Genomic DNA, 14201 nt, shown 5'->3' on the forward strand with positions numbered 1-14201 from the left:
CTGGCGGTCATGGACCTGAACACGGTGGTGGAGACCCGAGACGCCCGCGACCCGGCGCCCTGGCGGCCCGGCGACGCCTGGCTGGGCGGCGGCACCTACCTGTTCTCCGAGCCGCAGCCGCACCTGCGGCGGCTCGTCGACCTGAGCCGCACGGGCTGGACACCCGTCACGACCCTGCCCGACGGCTCGGTGGAGATCGCGGCGACCTGCACGATCGCCCGGCTCTCCTGGTTCGCCGCCGGCCTGCCGGCCACGGCCGCGCCCCTCTTCGAGCGGTGCTGCCGCGCCTTCCTCGCCTCGTTCAAGATCTGGAACATGGCCACGGTCGGCGGCAACCTCTGCAACGCCCTGCCGGCCGGCCCGATGATCTCGCTCACCGCCGCACTCGACGGCGAGATCCTGCTGCTGGCCCAGGACGGCTCGCGGCGCCGGGTCCCGGTCACGGACTTCGTGACCGGCGCGGGCCGCAAGGTCCTCACCGAGGGCGAACTGCTGCGGTCGGTCACCCTGCCCGCCCGCGCCCTCGCCTGCCGCACCGCGTTCCGGCAGGCGTCCCTGTACGGGCTCGGCCGCTCCGGTGTGCTCGTCATCGGCACCCTCGACCCGGTCGACCACTCCCTCGCCGTCACCGTCACCGCCGCGACCGTGCGCCCCGTACGGCTGTGGTTCCCGCTGGTGCCGGACGCCGGCCGGCTGAAGGCCGCCATCGCGGCCGCCGTCGCCGGCCACGAGTGGTTCGACGACATCCACGGGCTGCCCGCATGGCGGCGGCACATGACGTTCCGCTACGCGGAGGAGATCCGCCGCGAACTGGAGGACGGTTCCTGATGAACTTCTCTGTCGACGTCAACGGCAGGCCCTTCTCCGAGCCCCCGCGGCCGGGACAGTGCCTGCGCACCTACCTGCGCGACCGCGGCTGGTTCGGGGTGAAGAAGGGCTGCGACGCGGGCGACTGCGGAGCCTGCACCGTCCATGTGGACGGCGAACCCGTGCACAGCTGCCTCTACCCCGCCTTCCGCGCCGAGGGCCGCTCCGTCACCACCGTGGAGGGCCTGGCCGCACCGGACGGCGAACTCCACCCCGTCCAGCGGAAGTTCCTCGACGCGCAGGGCTTCCAGTGCGGGTTCTGCACCGCCGGCTTCCTGATGACGACGGCCGCTCTCGACGAGGACCAGCTCACCGACCTGCCCCGGGCGTTCAAGGGCAACCTGTGCCGCTGCACCGGCTACCGGGCCATCGAGGACGCCGTCCGCGGTGTCCGCCACGCCGAGGCGCCCTCCGCCGGCGAGGCCGTCGGCCGCAACCTGCCCGCGCCCGCCGGACCCCAGGTCGTCACCGGCACCGCCCGCTACACCTTCGACGTCGACATCCCGGGGCTGCTGCACATGAAACTGCTGCGCTCCCCGCACGCCCACGCCCGCATCACCGGCATCGACACCTCCGCCGCCCTGCGGGTGCCCGGCGTGCACGCCGTCCTCACCCATCACGACGCCCCCGAACGGCACTTCTCCACCGCCCGCCACGAACACCCCGAGGAGGACCCGGACGACACGCGCGTCCTCGACGACACCGTCCGGTACATCGGCCAGCGCGTCGCCGCCGTCGTCGCCGACAGCGAGGGCGCCGCCGAGGAGGGCTGCCGCCGCGTCGAGGTGACGTACGAGGTGCTGCCCGCCGTGCTCGACCCCGAGGAAGCGATGCGGCCGGGCGCCCCGGTCGTGCACGACAAGGACGCGGCCACCGCCCGGATCTCCCGCCCCCGCGACAACGTCGTCGGCGAGGCGCACGGCGAGATCGGCGACGTCGAGGCGGGCTTCGCCGCGGCCGACGTCGTGTACGAGGACACCTACCGCACCCAGCGCGTGCAGCACGCCAGCCTGGAGACGCACGGCGCGGTCGGCTGGTTCGACGAGGACGACCGGCTGAACGTGCGGACCAGCTCCCAGACGCCGTTCCTGACCAGGCGCGCCCTGTGCGCGCTGTACGACCTGCCCGAGGAGCGGGTGCGGGTCGTCGCGGGCCGGGTCGGCGGCGGCTTCGGCGGCAAGCAGGAGATGCTCGTCGAGGACGTCGTGGCCCTCGCCGTGCTGCGGCTGCGCCGCCCGGTGAAGCTGGAGTACACCCGCGCCGAGCAGTTCTACGGGGCGACCACCCGGCACCCGTTCACCATCCGGGTGAAGGCGGGCGCCCGCGCCGACGGCACCCTCACCGCGCTCCAGCTCCGCGTCGTCTCCAACACGGGCGCCTACGGCAACCACGGACCGGCCGTCATGTTCCACAGCGTCGGCGAGTCCCTCGCCGTCTACCGCGCCCCGCACAAGAAGGTCGACGCCTTCTCCGTCTACACGCACGCCGTCCCGGCGGGCGCCTTCCGCGGCTACGGCCTCGGCCAGGTGATGTTCGCGATGGAGTCGGCCCTCGACGAACTCGCCCGCCGGCTCGGCCTGGATCCGCTGGAGTTCAAGGCGAAGAACATCATCGGCCCCGGCGAGGCGATGATCACCCCCGGCGGCGAGGAGGAGGACCTCCACATCGCCAGCTACGGCCTCGACCAGTGCGTGGGAATCGTCCGCGCCGCCCAGCGCGAACCCGTCACCGAGGCCGCACCGGAGGGCTGGCTGGTCGGCGAGGGAGCGGCCCTCGCCATGATCGCGACGGGCCCGCCCGGCGGCCACATCGCCGACGCCCGTGCCGCCCTGCTGCCGGACGGCGGCTTCGATCTCGCCGTCGGGACGGCCGAGTTCGGCAACGGCACCACCACCGTCCACCGGCAGATCGCCGCCGGTGGACTCGCCACCACCGTCGACCGCATCACGATCCGGCAGTCCGACACCGACGTCGTCCGCCACGACACGGGCGCGTTCGCCTCCACCGGAACCGTGGTCGCCGGCAAGGCCACCCTGCGCGCCTCCCGCGCCCTGGCCGACCAGCTCCTCGACTTCGCCGCCGCCCATCTGCGGGTGCCGCGCGCCGACTGCCGGCTCGTCGAGGAGGCCGTCGCGCACACGGGCGGCCGGCTGACCCTGAAGGAGCTGTACGAGGCGGCCCGCGCCGTCGGGGTCACGATCGCCGCCGACGGGCACTTCGGCGGCACCCCGCGCTCCGTCGCCTTCAACGCCCAGTGGTTCCGGCTGGCCGTCGACCCCGGCACCGGGGAGATCCGCATCCTGCGCAGCGTGCACGCCGCCGACGCCGGCAAGGTCATGAACCCGATGCAGTGCCGCGGCCAGGTCGAGGGCGGGGTCGCCCAGGCGCTCGGCGCGACCCTCTTCGAGAACGTCCGGCTCGACGCACGCGGAGAGGTGGAGACAGCCGCCTTCCGCCGCTACCGCCTCCCGCAGTACGCCGACATCCCGCGCACCGAGGTCCACTTCATGGAGACCGCCGACGCCATCGGGCCGCTCGGCGCCAAGTCGATGAGCGAGAGCCCCTTCAACCCGGTCGCACCGGCCTTCGCGAACGCCCTGCGCGACGCGACGGGCCTGCGCTTCACGGAGCTGCCGGTCACCCGGGACCGGGTCTGGCTGGCCCTGCACCGGGCCGCGCGGGACGGTCGGCCCGGTCAGCCCGCCGCGGCCGGGGACCAGGCCGGGTAACAGCCGTCCACCCGGATGGCGTTGATGCCGCTGATGTGGCGGGCCCCGCACCGGTCCTGCGGAAGGACCAGCTGCGGGCCCGCCCGGTCGAGCGGCGTGCCGTCGATGCCCACCGCGAGCAGGACGGGGGCGTCCGCGAAATCCGGGTCGATCTCGGCCCAGGTGAGCAGGGCGTGGTGACCGTCCGCCCCCGCCACCGCGATCAGGAAGCGCAGCCGGTCCTTGCGGCGGGCCGGGTCGAAGCGCGGTCCGGCGTCGCGCAGCACGTCGTGCAGCAGGGGTCCCGCGAAACCGTGGTGCTGCACGCCGCTGGTCGCACAGTCGAAGCTCACCTGGACGCGGTGCTGGGGCCAGGCGAGCAGGTCGGGCACCGTCAGCCGCACCGGCCGGGCGAGGTCGCCGGTCAGCGCGAGTTCGGCGAGCGACGGCGCGGGCGGAGTCGGCTGTGTCAGGGACTGGCTCACGGGGCAGCACCTCCCGCAGAACGGTACCCAGCGGGAGGTCCCCTACAAACGCACATGCGGACATCCCAACCGCGAACCCACAGCTCATGCGATGCAACAGGAGACTTCCCGCTCGCATCTGCGTCACTATGATCTGGGCATGCTGAAGAAAGCTCAGGACTGAAGAGCACGACGGAGGCTTCAGCGACAGCGAGCTGCAGCGTTTTCCGTTTTTCGTTTTCCGAGGGAGTAGATCCGTGATGACCCGATCCGCGCGCCGGACCCGCCGCACCACCCGGAGCCTTCAGGTGGCCGGCGTCAGTGCCGCCGCGCTGCTGGCCCTGAGCGCCTGCTCCTCCTCCGACGACTCGTCGGACGCCTCGTCGACGCCGAAGTCCTCGGCCTCCTCCTCGCCGAAGCTCACCGGCACGGTGACCGTCTTCGCCGCCGCCTCGCTCAAGGAGAGCTTCACCTCCCTCGGCAAGGAGTTCGAGCAGGCCCACCCGGGCACGAAGGTCACCTTCAACTTCGGCGGCAGCGACACCCTCGCCGCGAGCATCACGAGCGGCGCCCCGGCGGACGTCTTCGCGGCGGCCAGCCCGAAGACCATGGCGATCGTGACCGACAAGAAGGACGCGGCGACCACCCCCGCCACCTTCGTGCGCAACCAGCTGGAGATCGCCACCCTGCCCGGCAACCCGGACAAGGTCGCCTCCCTGAAGGACCTCACCAAGTCCGGCCTGAAGGTCGTGCTCTGCGACAAGACGGTGCCGTGCGGCGCCGCCGCGCAGAAGGCGCTGGACGCGAGCCACCTCAAGCTCACCCCGGTCTCCTACGAGCAGGACGTCAAGAGCGCCCTGACCAAGGTGGAGCTCAAGGAGGCCGACGCGGCGGTCGTGTACAAGACCGACGTGAAGGCCGCCGGTGACAAGGTGGAGGGCGTGGAGTTCCCCGAGTCCGCCGACGCCATCAACGACTACCCCATCGCCCTGCTCAAGGACGCGCACAACGCGGAGGCGGCCAAGGCGTTCATCGCCCTGGTGCAGTCCCCCGAGGGCCAGAAGGTCCTGACGGCGGCCGGGTTCCTGAAGCCCGCCGCCTGACCCGCCGCTCCACCCCGCCCCGCCCCGGCACGCGTCGTCCGGCGCGTGCCGCCCGGCACGGCCTCTTGCCGCCGGAGTCCCCCGCCCGTCTCCTGAAGACATGAGTGATCCCGTGCCCGCGCTCGACAAGTCCGACGCCCCGGCCGACACCCTGACGGGTGGGCCGCGGCGCGGACGTGCCGGGAAGCGGGCCGGATCGGGCGGCGGCCGGCTCCGGGGCGGGGCGCCGCTGCCCCTGCTGCTGCCGGCCCTCGTCGGGCTGACGTTCCTGCTCCTGCCGCTGCTCGCACTGATCGTGCGGGCGCCCTGGCGCAGCCTCCCGGACCAGCTGGCCAAGCCCGAGGTGTGGCAGGCCCTCCAGCTGTCCCTCTTCTCGGCCACGGCGGCCACCGCGGTCAGCCTGGTGCTCGGCGTGCCGCTCGCCTGGGTGCTGGCCCGCACGGACTTCCCCGGACGCGGGCTCGTCCGGGCGCTGGTCACCCTGCCGCTCGTGCTGCCCCCGGTGGTCGGCGGTGTGGCCCTGCTGCTCGCCCTCGGCCGCAACGGCGTGGTCGGCAAGCTCCTCGACTCCTGGTTCGGGATCACGCTGCCCTTCACCACGGCCGGGGTCGTCGTGGCCGAGGCGTTCGTGGCGATGCCGTTCCTCGTCATCAGCGTCGAAGGCACCCTGCGGGCCGCCGACCCGCGCTACGAGGAGGCCGCCATGACGCTCGGCGCCTCCCGCTTCACCGCGTTCCGCCGGGTCACCCTGCCGCTGATCGCCCCGGGTATCGCCGCCGGTGCCGTCCTCGCCTGGGCCCGCGCGCTCGGCGAGTTCGGCGCGACGATCACCTTCGCGGGCAACTTCCCGGGCCGCACCCAGACCATGCCGCTCGCCGTCTACCTCGCGCTGCAGAGCGACCCCGACGCGGCGATCGCGCTGAGCCTCGTGCTGCTCGCGGTGTCCATCGCGGTACTCGCGGGACTGCGGGACCGCTGGATCACGGCGTCATGACCGGCGTCCACGCGAGGGAGAGCACACGATGACCGAGACGACCCCGGCCGCCGTGGCCGCGCCGTCCGGCAAGGGGCTGGACGCCCGGCTCGTCGTCCGGCGCGGCACGTTCCACCTCGACGTCGAGCTGAGCGCCGCCCCCGGTGACGTCGTCGCCCTCCTCGGCCCGAACGGCGCCGGCAAGACCACGGCCCTGCGCGCACTGGCCGGACTCACCCCGCTGTCCGAGGGCGGCCGGCTGCGGCTCGACGGCGCCTCCCTGGACCGCACACCCCCCGAGTCCCGCCCGGTCGGCGTCGTCTTCCAGGACTACCTGCTCTTCCCGCACCTGTCCGCCCTCGACAACGTCGCCTTCGGGCCGCGCTGTCAGGGAGTGCCGAAGGCGGAGGCGCGCGCGCAGGCCGCCGCCTGGCTGGACCGCATGGGCCTGGCCGAGCACGCGGGGGCCAAGCCGCGCCGGCTGTCCGGCGGCCAGGCGCAGCGCGTCGCCGTCGCCCGCGCCCTCGCCACCCGGCCCCGGCTGCTGCTGCTCGACGAGCCGCTCGCCGCGCTCGACGCCCGTACCCGCCTGGAGGTCAGGTCCCAACTGCGGCGGCATCTGGCCGAGTTCGAGGCGGTCGCCGTCCTGGTGACGCACGATCCGCTGGACGCGATGGTGCTGGCCGACCGGCTCGTCGTCATCGAGGACGGCCACGTCGTCCAAGAGGGCGGCCCGGCGGAGATCGCCCGCCGGCCGCGCACCGACTACATCGCCCAGCTCGTCGGCCTCAACCTCTACCGGGGCGAGGCCGCGGGCCACACCGTACGGCTGGACGCGGGCCCGGAGATCACCACGACCGAGGAACTCCGGGGGCCCGTCTTCGTGGCGTTCCCGCCGAGCGCCGTCACACTGCACCGCGACCGCCCCACCGGCTCCAGCGCCCGCAACGTGTGGCGGTGCGCGGTGCGGGGTCTGGAGACCCACGGCGACCAGATCCGCACGGATCTCACGGGTGAACTCCCCCTCGCGGCGGACCTGACGACGGTCGCCGCAGCCGAACTCGACCTGCGCCCGGGCGCCCCGGTCTGGGCCACAGTCAAGGCTGCCCAGACCCACGCCTATCCGGCCTAGCCCCCGGCCACTCCCCGGCGCCCCCCCTAGTCGTGCTCCGGGACCGCCGCCGCCCGCACCATCACGCAGTCGAACTCGACCACCCGGCCCGTCGTCTCTTCGCGTGTGACGGGGTACATGCCGGTGATCTCGAAGCCGTTCTCCTCGTACAGCGCGATCGCCTCGTCCATCCGCGGGCTGCCCTCGTACAGGCGCAGTGCCGCGACCTCCGACTGCATGCCGACGAACTCCGCGACGCGGTCCCCGGCGCCCGCGAACACCTCCAGGTCGTATCCCTGGGTGTCCATCTTCAGGTAGGGGCGGGGGTCGGCGATCCCGTCGAGCGCCTTGTCCATCATCCCGTCGAGCCGGCGTACCTCGATCTCCTCCGTCCGCGACGCCGCGAAGCGCTTGTAGCGGCCCTTGCCGTAGTCGCTGGGCGGGAGAAGGGAGTTCATGGACTTCCAGTCGACGTGGATGGACAGGCTCGTGTCCTCCCGTCCCAGGCCCATCGGGAAGACGAGCCAGTCGGGGTCGCCCTCGGCCGCCTTGCGGAGTCTGCCGAAGGTCTCCGTCGCCGGTTCGAAGGAGACGATCCGCCCGGTGTAGCCAAGACGGCGCAACTGGCGCGCGTACTGGCCGGAGTTGGCGCCCACGTCGAAGACACAGTTCACCGCGTACCGGTCGAGCAGGGCGGTGACGTGCTGGCCGCACAGGTAGGAGGCGGCCGCCAACTGGAACCTGCGTTCGTCCGCCGCGGTCCTCTTCTCGTCGAGCAGCAGCCGGGCGCCGCTGTCCCCGAGGGGCACATGCCGGTAGGCGGCGGTCCGCCCGCTCAGCACCAGATCGGCGCCCCGGCCGAGCGCGACGCGTCTGCGCACTCCGCGCCGGTAGACCAGCGCCGTACCCGATCCGAGGTCCAGCACCCGCACCCCGATGCGGGGCAGCAGACCGAGCAGCTTTCGGTGAAGGGTCGCCATGGCCCCACCCTGGCAGACTCCAACCCGTCTCCACCGGGCGTTTGTTGAACCCCTTGCGCCCCACGTGGTAGAGGCAGGGGGTGACCTCTCCTGACACCGGGATCCCGGACCTGGCCGCCGCCCTCGACATGCGACCGCACCCGGAGGGCGGCTGGTTCGTCGAGACCTGGACGGCGCCGCAGGCCTTCCGTCCCGACGGCTACCCCGGCCCCCGCGCCGCCGCCTCCGCCATCTACTTCCTCCTCACCCCCGGCGACACCTCCGCCTGGCACACCGTCCGCTCCGACGAACTGTGGCTCTGGCACCGCGGTGGCCCCCTGGATCTGCTGCTCGGCGGTGAGGGCGAAACTCCCGAGTCGCCCCCGAAGGTCGTCCGTCTCGGCCCCCGCGTCGAAGCGGGCGAACACCCCCAACTCCTCGTGCCGGGCGGTGTCTGGCAGTCGGCGCGCCCGGCCGGCGACGAGGAGGTGCTGGTCAGCTGTGTGGTGGCCCCGGGCTTCGACTACGAGGACTTCCGGCTGCTGGACTGACGACTTCGGTGGCCGATCCGGCCGCCTGCCCCGCACTCAGGGGTGCCGCGGCCGGCCCGGGACGCCTTTGTGACGTACGTCGTTGGTTGCGGATCATCCGGGTGGGGCATCACCCGTGGGCAGGACCGGCCGCGCACCGTTCGCGCGGGGTCCCGCCCGACGGGGACGGAGCCGTCGAGCGGGCGCCGGATGTCCTGGGAGGGGGAAGAGAGGTGTCAGTCATGCGTGCGCACCAGCGCACCGTCCGGCCGACCGCCCGCGTGGAGTACACACTGCCGCGTACGGCCGTCTCGGCGGGCAGGGCCCGCAAACTGACGACGGCGTTCCTGACCCGGCAACGGCCACTTCTCGCGTCACCGACCGCCGACCAGGTGGACGACGCGACCCTGATCGCCTCCGAACTGGTCGCCAACGCCGTGCGGTACGGGCGTACGGGCTGCCGGTTGCGGCTCCAGCTGGGGCACGGAGTGGTGACGGTAGAGGTCCACGACGACAGTCCCGGGCAGCCGAAGGTCGGCGTCCTGGACACCGAATCGGAGAGCGGCCGGGGGCTGGCGATGGTCCAGCAGCTCGCTCACAGCCTGGAGGTCGTCAGCACGAGCTTCGGCGGGAAGACCGTCCGGGCCGTCCTGGCGATGTGACGACCGCACGTCACCGCCGGTGGCGTGCTCATGATGCGCCTCGATCGAACCGTTGATCCGCGTTTGGCTTCACGGAAAACGGGAACAGGCCGCTGACAATGTCGTCGGAAATTCATTCAGTGCTGAACCGCCGAAGCGCTGGAGCACTTGTGCGCAAAAAGCAGATGGCCGGGGCCCGCACCTTACGGTGCGAACCCCGGCCATCCGGTGTCCCGGACTAGGCGGGGACGATGTTCTCCGCCTGCGGGCCCTTCTGGCCCTGCGTGACGTCGAAGGTCACCTTCTGGCCTTCCTGGAGCTCACGGAAGCCAGAGGTGGCGATGTTCGAGTAGTGAGCGAAGACGTCGGCGCCGCCGCCATCCTGCTCGATGAAGCCGAAGCCCTTTTCCGCGTTGAACCACTTCACGGTGCCAGTAGCCATGTCAAATCTCCTTCGGGGCAAAGCTCGAAGGCCCACACTGTGTGGACCTGCGTCGCCGCAATGATTGCCCCAACCGGAATGCACCGGAAAAACTTTGGGAACCACAACTGCAACTGAAATCGACAGTAGCACGCCACGAGCCCGGAAGGGCGCGCACTATCTCACCCCGGCGTGGGGAATATCAAAACCTCGCGGGATCGCTGCCCAAATTCTGTAACGGCCGATGTAGATATCCCCGCCGGGTGAAGAAACGCTCACCGAGCGCGCCCGGCGGCCGCCCGGTTCGCCCGGTCCCGCCGCCCTCACGCGTCCTGCGGGCTGGTGCCCCGCAGCTCCTCGTTGATCCGCAGGGCTTCGTCGAGGCTGTCCTCCAGCGAGACGATGCGGCAGGCGGCTTCGACGGGCGTTCCCTGGTCGACGAGGTCACGGGCGCGGGCCGCGGCGCGGAGCTGCCTGCGGGAGTAGCGCCGGTGGCCGCCGTCGGAGCGCAGCGGGGTGATCAGTCCGGCCTCCCCGACGGCCCGCAGAAAGGCCGGGGTGGCGCCGATCAGCTCGGCGGCACGGCCCATCGTGTAGGCGGGGTACTCGTCGTCGTCGAACCGGTCCGTGGCGTTCATGGTGCTTCCCTGGAGCGCGTGCATCACCTTCCACTCTGGCAGATCCGGGCCCGCCGCGGCCGGAATCCGCGGGGGAGGACGGAGCGGGGGCCGGCACCCACGCGCACTCACCCGGACGGCCCGGTGCGCTGGTGGGAGACCGTGGCCGGTGGTGGCGTGGGAGGACACACGCCCGACCTCGGGACCGTCCTCGGGAGGCCACCGCATGAACCGTTCGTCCTGTCTCCTCGCGTCCGCCCTCACCGCGGGGATGCTGCTGTCGACGGCAGCCTGCTCCAGCGACGACGGCAACGCCTCCGGCCGTACGGACCGCTCCGCGTCCCCCGCCGCCGCTTCGGCCTCCCCCGTCTCCGCGTCGCCCGTGGCGGACGAGCCGCGCGCCGCGACGTCCTCCGCCTCGCCGGCCGTCCGCGAGCTGACCAAGGACGAGGCGCACACGGCGCTGATCACCAACTCGGACCTGGGCTCGCAGTGGACGACCTCGGAGGGGGCCGCGACCTGGCGCGACGCGCTGCTGAAGAGCAAGGTCGACGCGTCGCAGTTCGTCACGGACAAGGGGAACGCGGCCGACTGCCAGAAGCTGCTGGACGGCCTGTACGCCGAGGACCTGCTGGGCAAGCCGAAGGGCGAGAGCGCGGACACCGGCTTCGACGACAGCGACGACGAGGCGCAGATGCGCTACGAGGTCGCCGCCTACGGCAAGCAGGCGCTGGACGATCGGTTCACGTGGCTCGACTCGCTGCCGGCCAAGTGCGACCAGTTCACGGCCGTCAGCACCAAGGGCGGCCGGCAGACGGTCCAGGTCATCCACACGGACCTGGACGACGCGGGCGACGCCCGCAAGGGCCTCCAGATCAAGATGACCGGCGACCTGGACGACAACCCCGACACCCTGACGCTCGACTTCGCCGCGGTCCGCGTCGGCGACAGCGCCCTCTCCCTCACGAACGGCGGCCTCTCGGGAGCCGAACACGACTCCACGACCCAGGCCACCGAGGCGGGCGCCGACCGTCTGAAGGACGTCCTGAACGGAAAGTCCCCGAAGCCCACACAGGGTTGAGGAGAGGGGGCCACCGGCCTCCAGCACGCCACCGGGCGGGGTCCGGGCGACGGGCCCCGCCGGCCGCGGGAGCAATCGGGACGATCCGATGCCGGTGATCGGAGGCGGGGGATAAGGTTCCCCCGATGCGCAGGGTGTGGGGCGCGTCACATATGGCAATGGGAAACAGGCCGCTGCGGCACGCTCGCACGGCTGTGCATCTGGGGGGCCTCATGCACGAGATGATCAAGGGTGCCAACGTCGGTCTGACGTCGTTGAGCACGGACGTCGGCTCGGTGATGGTGAGCCTGGGCTGGAGCAGTCCGACGGGGGAGGGCGACGCGGACGTCTCCGTGCTGCTGCTCACCGCCGACGGCAAGGTTCGCAGCGACGCGGACTTCTACTTCTACAACAACCCGGTGGCGCCGGACGGCAGCGTGCAGCTGCTGGGCAAGGCTCCGACGGACGGCGGCAGCGAGGACCGCATCACCTTCGACCTGTCCGCGATCCCGCCGCGGGTCGAGCGGATCGTCGTCGCCGCGAGCCGTCACGAGGGCGCCGGGTTCGGAGAGCTCGACGACCTGCGGATGAGCGTCGCGGATGCCTCGGGCGAAGGGCTGCTGCGGTTCTCCGTCGAGGAGGCGGGAGCGGTCGGCGCACTGCTCTTCGGCGAGTTCTACCGCCGTTCCGGGGACTGGAAGTTCCGCGCGATCGGTCAGGGCTACGGGTCCGGTCTCGCCGGTCTGGCCACCGACTTCGGCGTCGACATCGACGACGCGGCGGAGCCCGAGCCGGAGGCGACCGTCGAGCAGGCCGTCGTCGAGGCCGCCGCGGCGGTGCTGGAACAGGCGGTGCCCGAACCGGCGGCGGCCGCCGCGCCCCGGGCCGAACCCCGTCCTCGTACGGCGAAGAAGAAGGTCACCCTGCCCAAGGTGGCGAAGAAGTCGCTCGCCGAGAACGACGCGTGGCGCACGGCCCGGCTCTTCCCCGCCTCGGCACTGAAGAGCGACCGCGAACGGGAGACCCGGGCGACCTCGGTCCTCCTGTCGGTGATGACGCAGGTGCCGGAGTTCGGCCGCCGGCTCACCGCCGGTTTCGGCGCGCCGGCCGGGCGGATGGAGACGTTCACCGAGGTCACGCTGCCCAACGGCGACTCCCCGAGGCGCCCGGACGGGGTCATCCGCGTCGAGCGGGCGGGGAAGCTGTGGACCGCGCTCGTCGAGACGAAGACGAACGGCAACGCGCTCAGGCAGGAGCAGGTGCAGGCGTACGTCGACATCGCGGCCCGGCGCGGGTACGAGGCCGTGATCACGCTCTCGAACGACGTCGAACTGGACGGCAGTCCCCTGATCGAGGTCAAGACGGACGGCCGGCGCAAGAACAAGGTGGCGCTCTGGCATCTGTCCTGGGCCGAGGTGACCCACCAGGCGCAGATGCTGATCCGCCACGAGGGCGTCGCCAACGGGGCGCACGCCTGGCTGCTCCAGGAGCTGCTGCACTACCTCCAGCACGAGAACTCCGGCTGTCACGGGTTCCAGAACATGGGACCGGCCTGGGTGCCCGTGCGCAAGGGGATCGACGACGAGACCCTGTGCCAGGGCGACGCGCGCGCCGTGGACGTCGTGGAGAGCTGGGAGCGGCTCGTACGGCAGGTGTGTCTGCGGCTCGGCGGCGAGCTCGGGCAGAAGGTGCTTCCCGTCCAGCGGGCCAGGCGGGGAGCGGAGCCGCACGCCCGGCGCGCCGCGCTCGCCGACCGGCTGTGCCGTGACGGAAAGCTGGACGCCGAGCTGCGCATCGAGGGCACACCCGGTGTCCTCGCGCTCTGCGCGGACCTGCGGACGGGCAAGCTGCGGACGTCGATCGAGATCCCGGCACCGGAGCAGGGGTATCCGCTCACCTGGGCCAAGCGGCTCGTGCGGCAGCTGGACGAGGCACCGGCCGACGTGCACGTGGAGACGCTGGTCGCCGGGGACGCGGGCGGGCCGCGGGGGACTCTGGAGCGGCTGCGGCCGGAACCGGCGGACATGCTGCCCAGGAACGGTGCTCAGATCACCGGGTTCCGGCTGTCGCTCTTCCGGGGCATGGGAAACACCCGGGGCAACGCCGAGTCGGGCTTCATCCGAAGCGTCGACGACTCCGTCGACCGCTTCCACACGTATGTCGTGGAAAACCTCGACCGCCGCGCACCGCGGCCCCGGCAGCCGGTGGTGGGGGCTGCCGCGGGCTGAGGTGGCGGGCCGGGGTGGTGTCAGGGAATGTGCGTCAGAGCCGGTCCATCCGGGTGTAGGGACTCAGGACGCGGACCTGGCGAGCGCCGAAGTCGACGAGCATCGCAATGCCCTCTTCGACGCCGACGATCGTGCCCAGGCCGTACTGGTCGTGGGAGACACGGTCTCCGAGGCTGAACTCCTTGGCCACGGGGACGACCGGGGCGGCGAAGGGGCTGGTGGGCAGGTGGCGCCGGGGCGCGGAGGGTTTCGTCATCGTGTTGCCAGTATGGGCCCTATTCCGGCGCGCGGTAGGGCTTGATGGTCTCGATCCCGCTCCGACTCGGTGTCCCGGGGCGCCCGGGAACACGGGTGGGACGGGAGTCCGGCCCGGCCTCCCGGCCGGTCCCGCCAGGCGTTCGCTGAGGTCAGCCGCGGGGGTCGGCCCCGGTGATCATCCTGGCGCGCGGAGCGGTCCACCGGGCGGGCAGGCCGCGCGCGAGACGGAGATCTCCGTGGCGGGTCCGCGGCCGGGCGGAC

General features: G+C 72.3%; 14 protein-coding genes. 9 read left to right on the plus strand and 5 right to left on the minus strand.

Features of this window, described 5'->3' with window-relative positions; translation table 11 throughout:
* Positions 1-9: 9 nt before the first annotated feature.
* Complete coding sequence (locus ABZT74_RS00780) at positions 10-828, plus strand: FAD binding domain-containing protein (protein WP_356432712.1); 819 nt, start codon at positions 10-12, stop codon at positions 826-828.
* Positions 828-3596 carry a molybdopterin-dependent oxidoreductase gene (locus ABZT74_RS00785; protein WP_356432714.1) on the plus strand — a complete coding sequence of 923 codons (2769 nt, stop codon included), beginning with the start codon at positions 828-830 and terminating at the stop codon, positions 3594-3596. The genes ABZT74_RS00780 and ABZT74_RS00785 overlap by 1 nt, the downstream gene beginning before the upstream one ends.
* On the opposite strand, the gene ABZT74_RS00790 is transcribed toward ABZT74_RS00785, so the two are convergent.
* Entirely contained in the window at positions 3563-4060 is a 498-nt protein-coding gene (locus tag ABZT74_RS00790; protein ID WP_356170805.1) for a molybdopterin-dependent oxidoreductase, read from the minus strand. The two genes, ABZT74_RS00785 and ABZT74_RS00790, sit on opposite strands and share 34 nt — an antisense overlap.
* A gap of 239 nt (positions 4061-4299) precedes the next feature.
* On the opposite strand from ABZT74_RS00790, the gene modA reads away from it, so the two are divergent.
* The 3 genes from modA (at position 4300) to ABZT74_RS00805 (ending at position 7247) form a co-directional block, all read left to right on the plus strand.
* On the plus strand, positions 4300-5142 hold the full coding sequence (modA, locus tag ABZT74_RS00795; protein ID WP_356170808.1) for a molybdate ABC transporter substrate-binding protein: 843 nt from the start codon (positions 4300-4302) through the stop codon (positions 5140-5142).
* A 100-nt stretch (positions 5143-5242) separates the two neighbouring features.
* Positions 5243-6136 (plus strand): molybdate ABC transporter permease subunit, encoded by an 894-nt coding sequence (gene modB / locus ABZT74_RS00800; protein WP_356170811.1) that lies wholly within the window; start codon positions 5243-5245, stop codon positions 6134-6136.
* Positions 6137-6164: 28 nt separating this feature from the next.
* A complete protein-coding gene (locus ABZT74_RS00805) occupies positions 6165-7247 on the plus strand; it encodes an ABC transporter ATP-binding protein (RefSeq protein ID WP_356432717.1) in 1083 nt (360 codons plus the stop codon).
* A gap of 26 nt (positions 7248-7273) precedes the next feature.
* On the opposite strand, the gene ABZT74_RS00810 is transcribed toward ABZT74_RS00805, so the two are convergent.
* On the minus strand, positions 7274-8206 hold the full coding sequence (locus tag ABZT74_RS00810) for an FkbM family methyltransferase (protein WP_356432719.1): 933 nt from the start codon (positions 8204-8206) through the stop codon (positions 7274-7276).
* An 80-nt stretch (positions 8207-8286) separates the two neighbouring features.
* On the opposite strand from ABZT74_RS00810, the gene ABZT74_RS00815 reads away from it, so the two are divergent.
* Together ABZT74_RS00815 and ABZT74_RS00820 are read left to right on the plus strand one after the other, a co-directional pair.
* The gene (locus tag ABZT74_RS00815) at positions 8287-8736 is read left to right on the plus strand and encodes a cupin domain-containing protein (protein ID WP_355873106.1); all 450 of its coding nucleotides are present in this window, start codon (positions 8287-8289) and stop codon (positions 8734-8736) included.
* Positions 8737-8957: 221 nt separating this feature from the next.
* Positions 8958-9377, plus strand: a complete 420-nt coding sequence (locus ABZT74_RS00820; RefSeq protein WP_355873108.1) for an ATP-binding protein — start codon at positions 8958-8960, stop codon at positions 9375-9377.
* A gap of 217 nt (positions 9378-9594) precedes the next feature.
* On the opposite strand, the gene ABZT74_RS00825 is transcribed toward ABZT74_RS00820, so the two are convergent.
* Positions 9595-9798, minus strand: coding sequence for a cold-shock protein (locus ABZT74_RS00825; RefSeq protein ID WP_020871138.1), 204 nt, complete (start codon positions 9796-9798; stop codon positions 9595-9597).
* A gap of 302 nt (positions 9799-10100) precedes the next feature.
* On the minus strand, positions 10101-10415 hold the full coding sequence (locus tag ABZT74_RS00830) for a MerR family transcriptional regulator (protein ID WP_356170823.1): 315 nt from the start codon (positions 10413-10415) through the stop codon (positions 10101-10103).
* Between the two features lie 205 nt (positions 10416-10620).
* Between ABZT74_RS00830 and ABZT74_RS00835 the strand changes: the two genes are divergently transcribed.
* Together ABZT74_RS00835 and ABZT74_RS00840 are read left to right on the plus strand one after the other, a co-directional pair.
* Complete coding sequence (locus tag ABZT74_RS00835) at positions 10621-11475, plus strand: hypothetical protein (protein WP_356432722.1); 855 nt, start codon at positions 10621-10623, stop codon at positions 11473-11475.
* Positions 11476-11687: 212 nt separating this feature from the next.
* The gene (locus tag ABZT74_RS00840; RefSeq protein WP_356432724.1) at positions 11688-13682 is read left to right on the plus strand and encodes a TerD family protein; all 1995 of its coding nucleotides are present in this window, start codon (positions 11688-11690) and stop codon (positions 13680-13682) included.
* A gap of 34 nt (positions 13683-13716) precedes the next feature.
* On the opposite strand, the gene ABZT74_RS00845 is transcribed toward ABZT74_RS00840, so the two are convergent.
* Positions 13717-13938 (minus strand): hypothetical protein, encoded by a 222-nt coding sequence (locus ABZT74_RS00845; protein WP_081218430.1) that lies wholly within the window; start codon positions 13936-13938, stop codon positions 13717-13719.
* Positions 13939-14201: the final 263 nt, after the last annotated feature.

It is taken from the genome of Streptomyces sp. NPDC005302, assembly GCF_040607345.1.
Lineage (GTDB): Bacteria > Actinomycetota > Actinomycetes > Streptomycetales > Streptomycetaceae > Streptomyces.

Coding starts and splice junctions, on each gene's coding strand:
- ABZT74_RS00780 (WP_356432712.1), top strand. CDS start 10: ATGGACCTGAACACGGTGGTGGAGACCCGAGACGCCCGCGACCCGGCG.
- ABZT74_RS00785 (WP_356432714.1), top strand. CDS start 828: ATGAACTTCTCTGTCGACGTCAACGGCAGGCCCTTCTCCGAGCCCCCG.
- modA (WP_356170808.1), top strand. CDS start 4,300: ATGACCCGATCCGCGCGCCGGACCCGCCGCACCACCCGGAGCCTTCAG.
- modB (WP_356170811.1), top strand. CDS start 5,243: ATGAGTGATCCCGTGCCCGCGCTCGACAAGTCCGACGCCCCGGCCGAC.
- ABZT74_RS00805 (WP_356432717.1), top strand. CDS start 6,165: ATGACCGAGACGACCCCGGCCGCCGTGGCCGCGCCGTCCGGCAAGGGG.
- ABZT74_RS00810 (WP_356432719.1), bottom strand. CDS start 8,206: ATGGCGACCCTTCACCGAAAGCTGCTCGGTCTGCTGCCCCGCATCGGG.
- ABZT74_RS00820 (WP_355873108.1), top strand. CDS start 8,958: ATGCGTGCGCACCAGCGCACCGTCCGGCCGACCGCCCGCGTGGAGTAC.
- ABZT74_RS00825 (WP_020871138.1), bottom strand. CDS start 9,798: ATGGCTACTGGCACCGTGAAGTGGTTCAACGCGGAAAAGGGCTTCGGC.
- ABZT74_RS00830 (WP_356170823.1), bottom strand. CDS start 10,415: ATGAACGCCACGGACCGGTTCGACGACGACGAGTACCCCGCCTACACG.
- ABZT74_RS00835 (WP_356432722.1), top strand. CDS start 10,621: ATGAACCGTTCGTCCTGTCTCCTCGCGTCCGCCCTCACCGCGGGGATG.
- ABZT74_RS00840 (WP_356432724.1), top strand. CDS start 11,688: ATGCACGAGATGATCAAGGGTGCCAACGTCGGTCTGACGTCGTTGAGC.
- ABZT74_RS00845 (WP_081218430.1), bottom strand. CDS start 13,938: ATGACGAAACCCTCCGCGCCCCGGCGCCACCTGCCCACCAGCCCCTTC.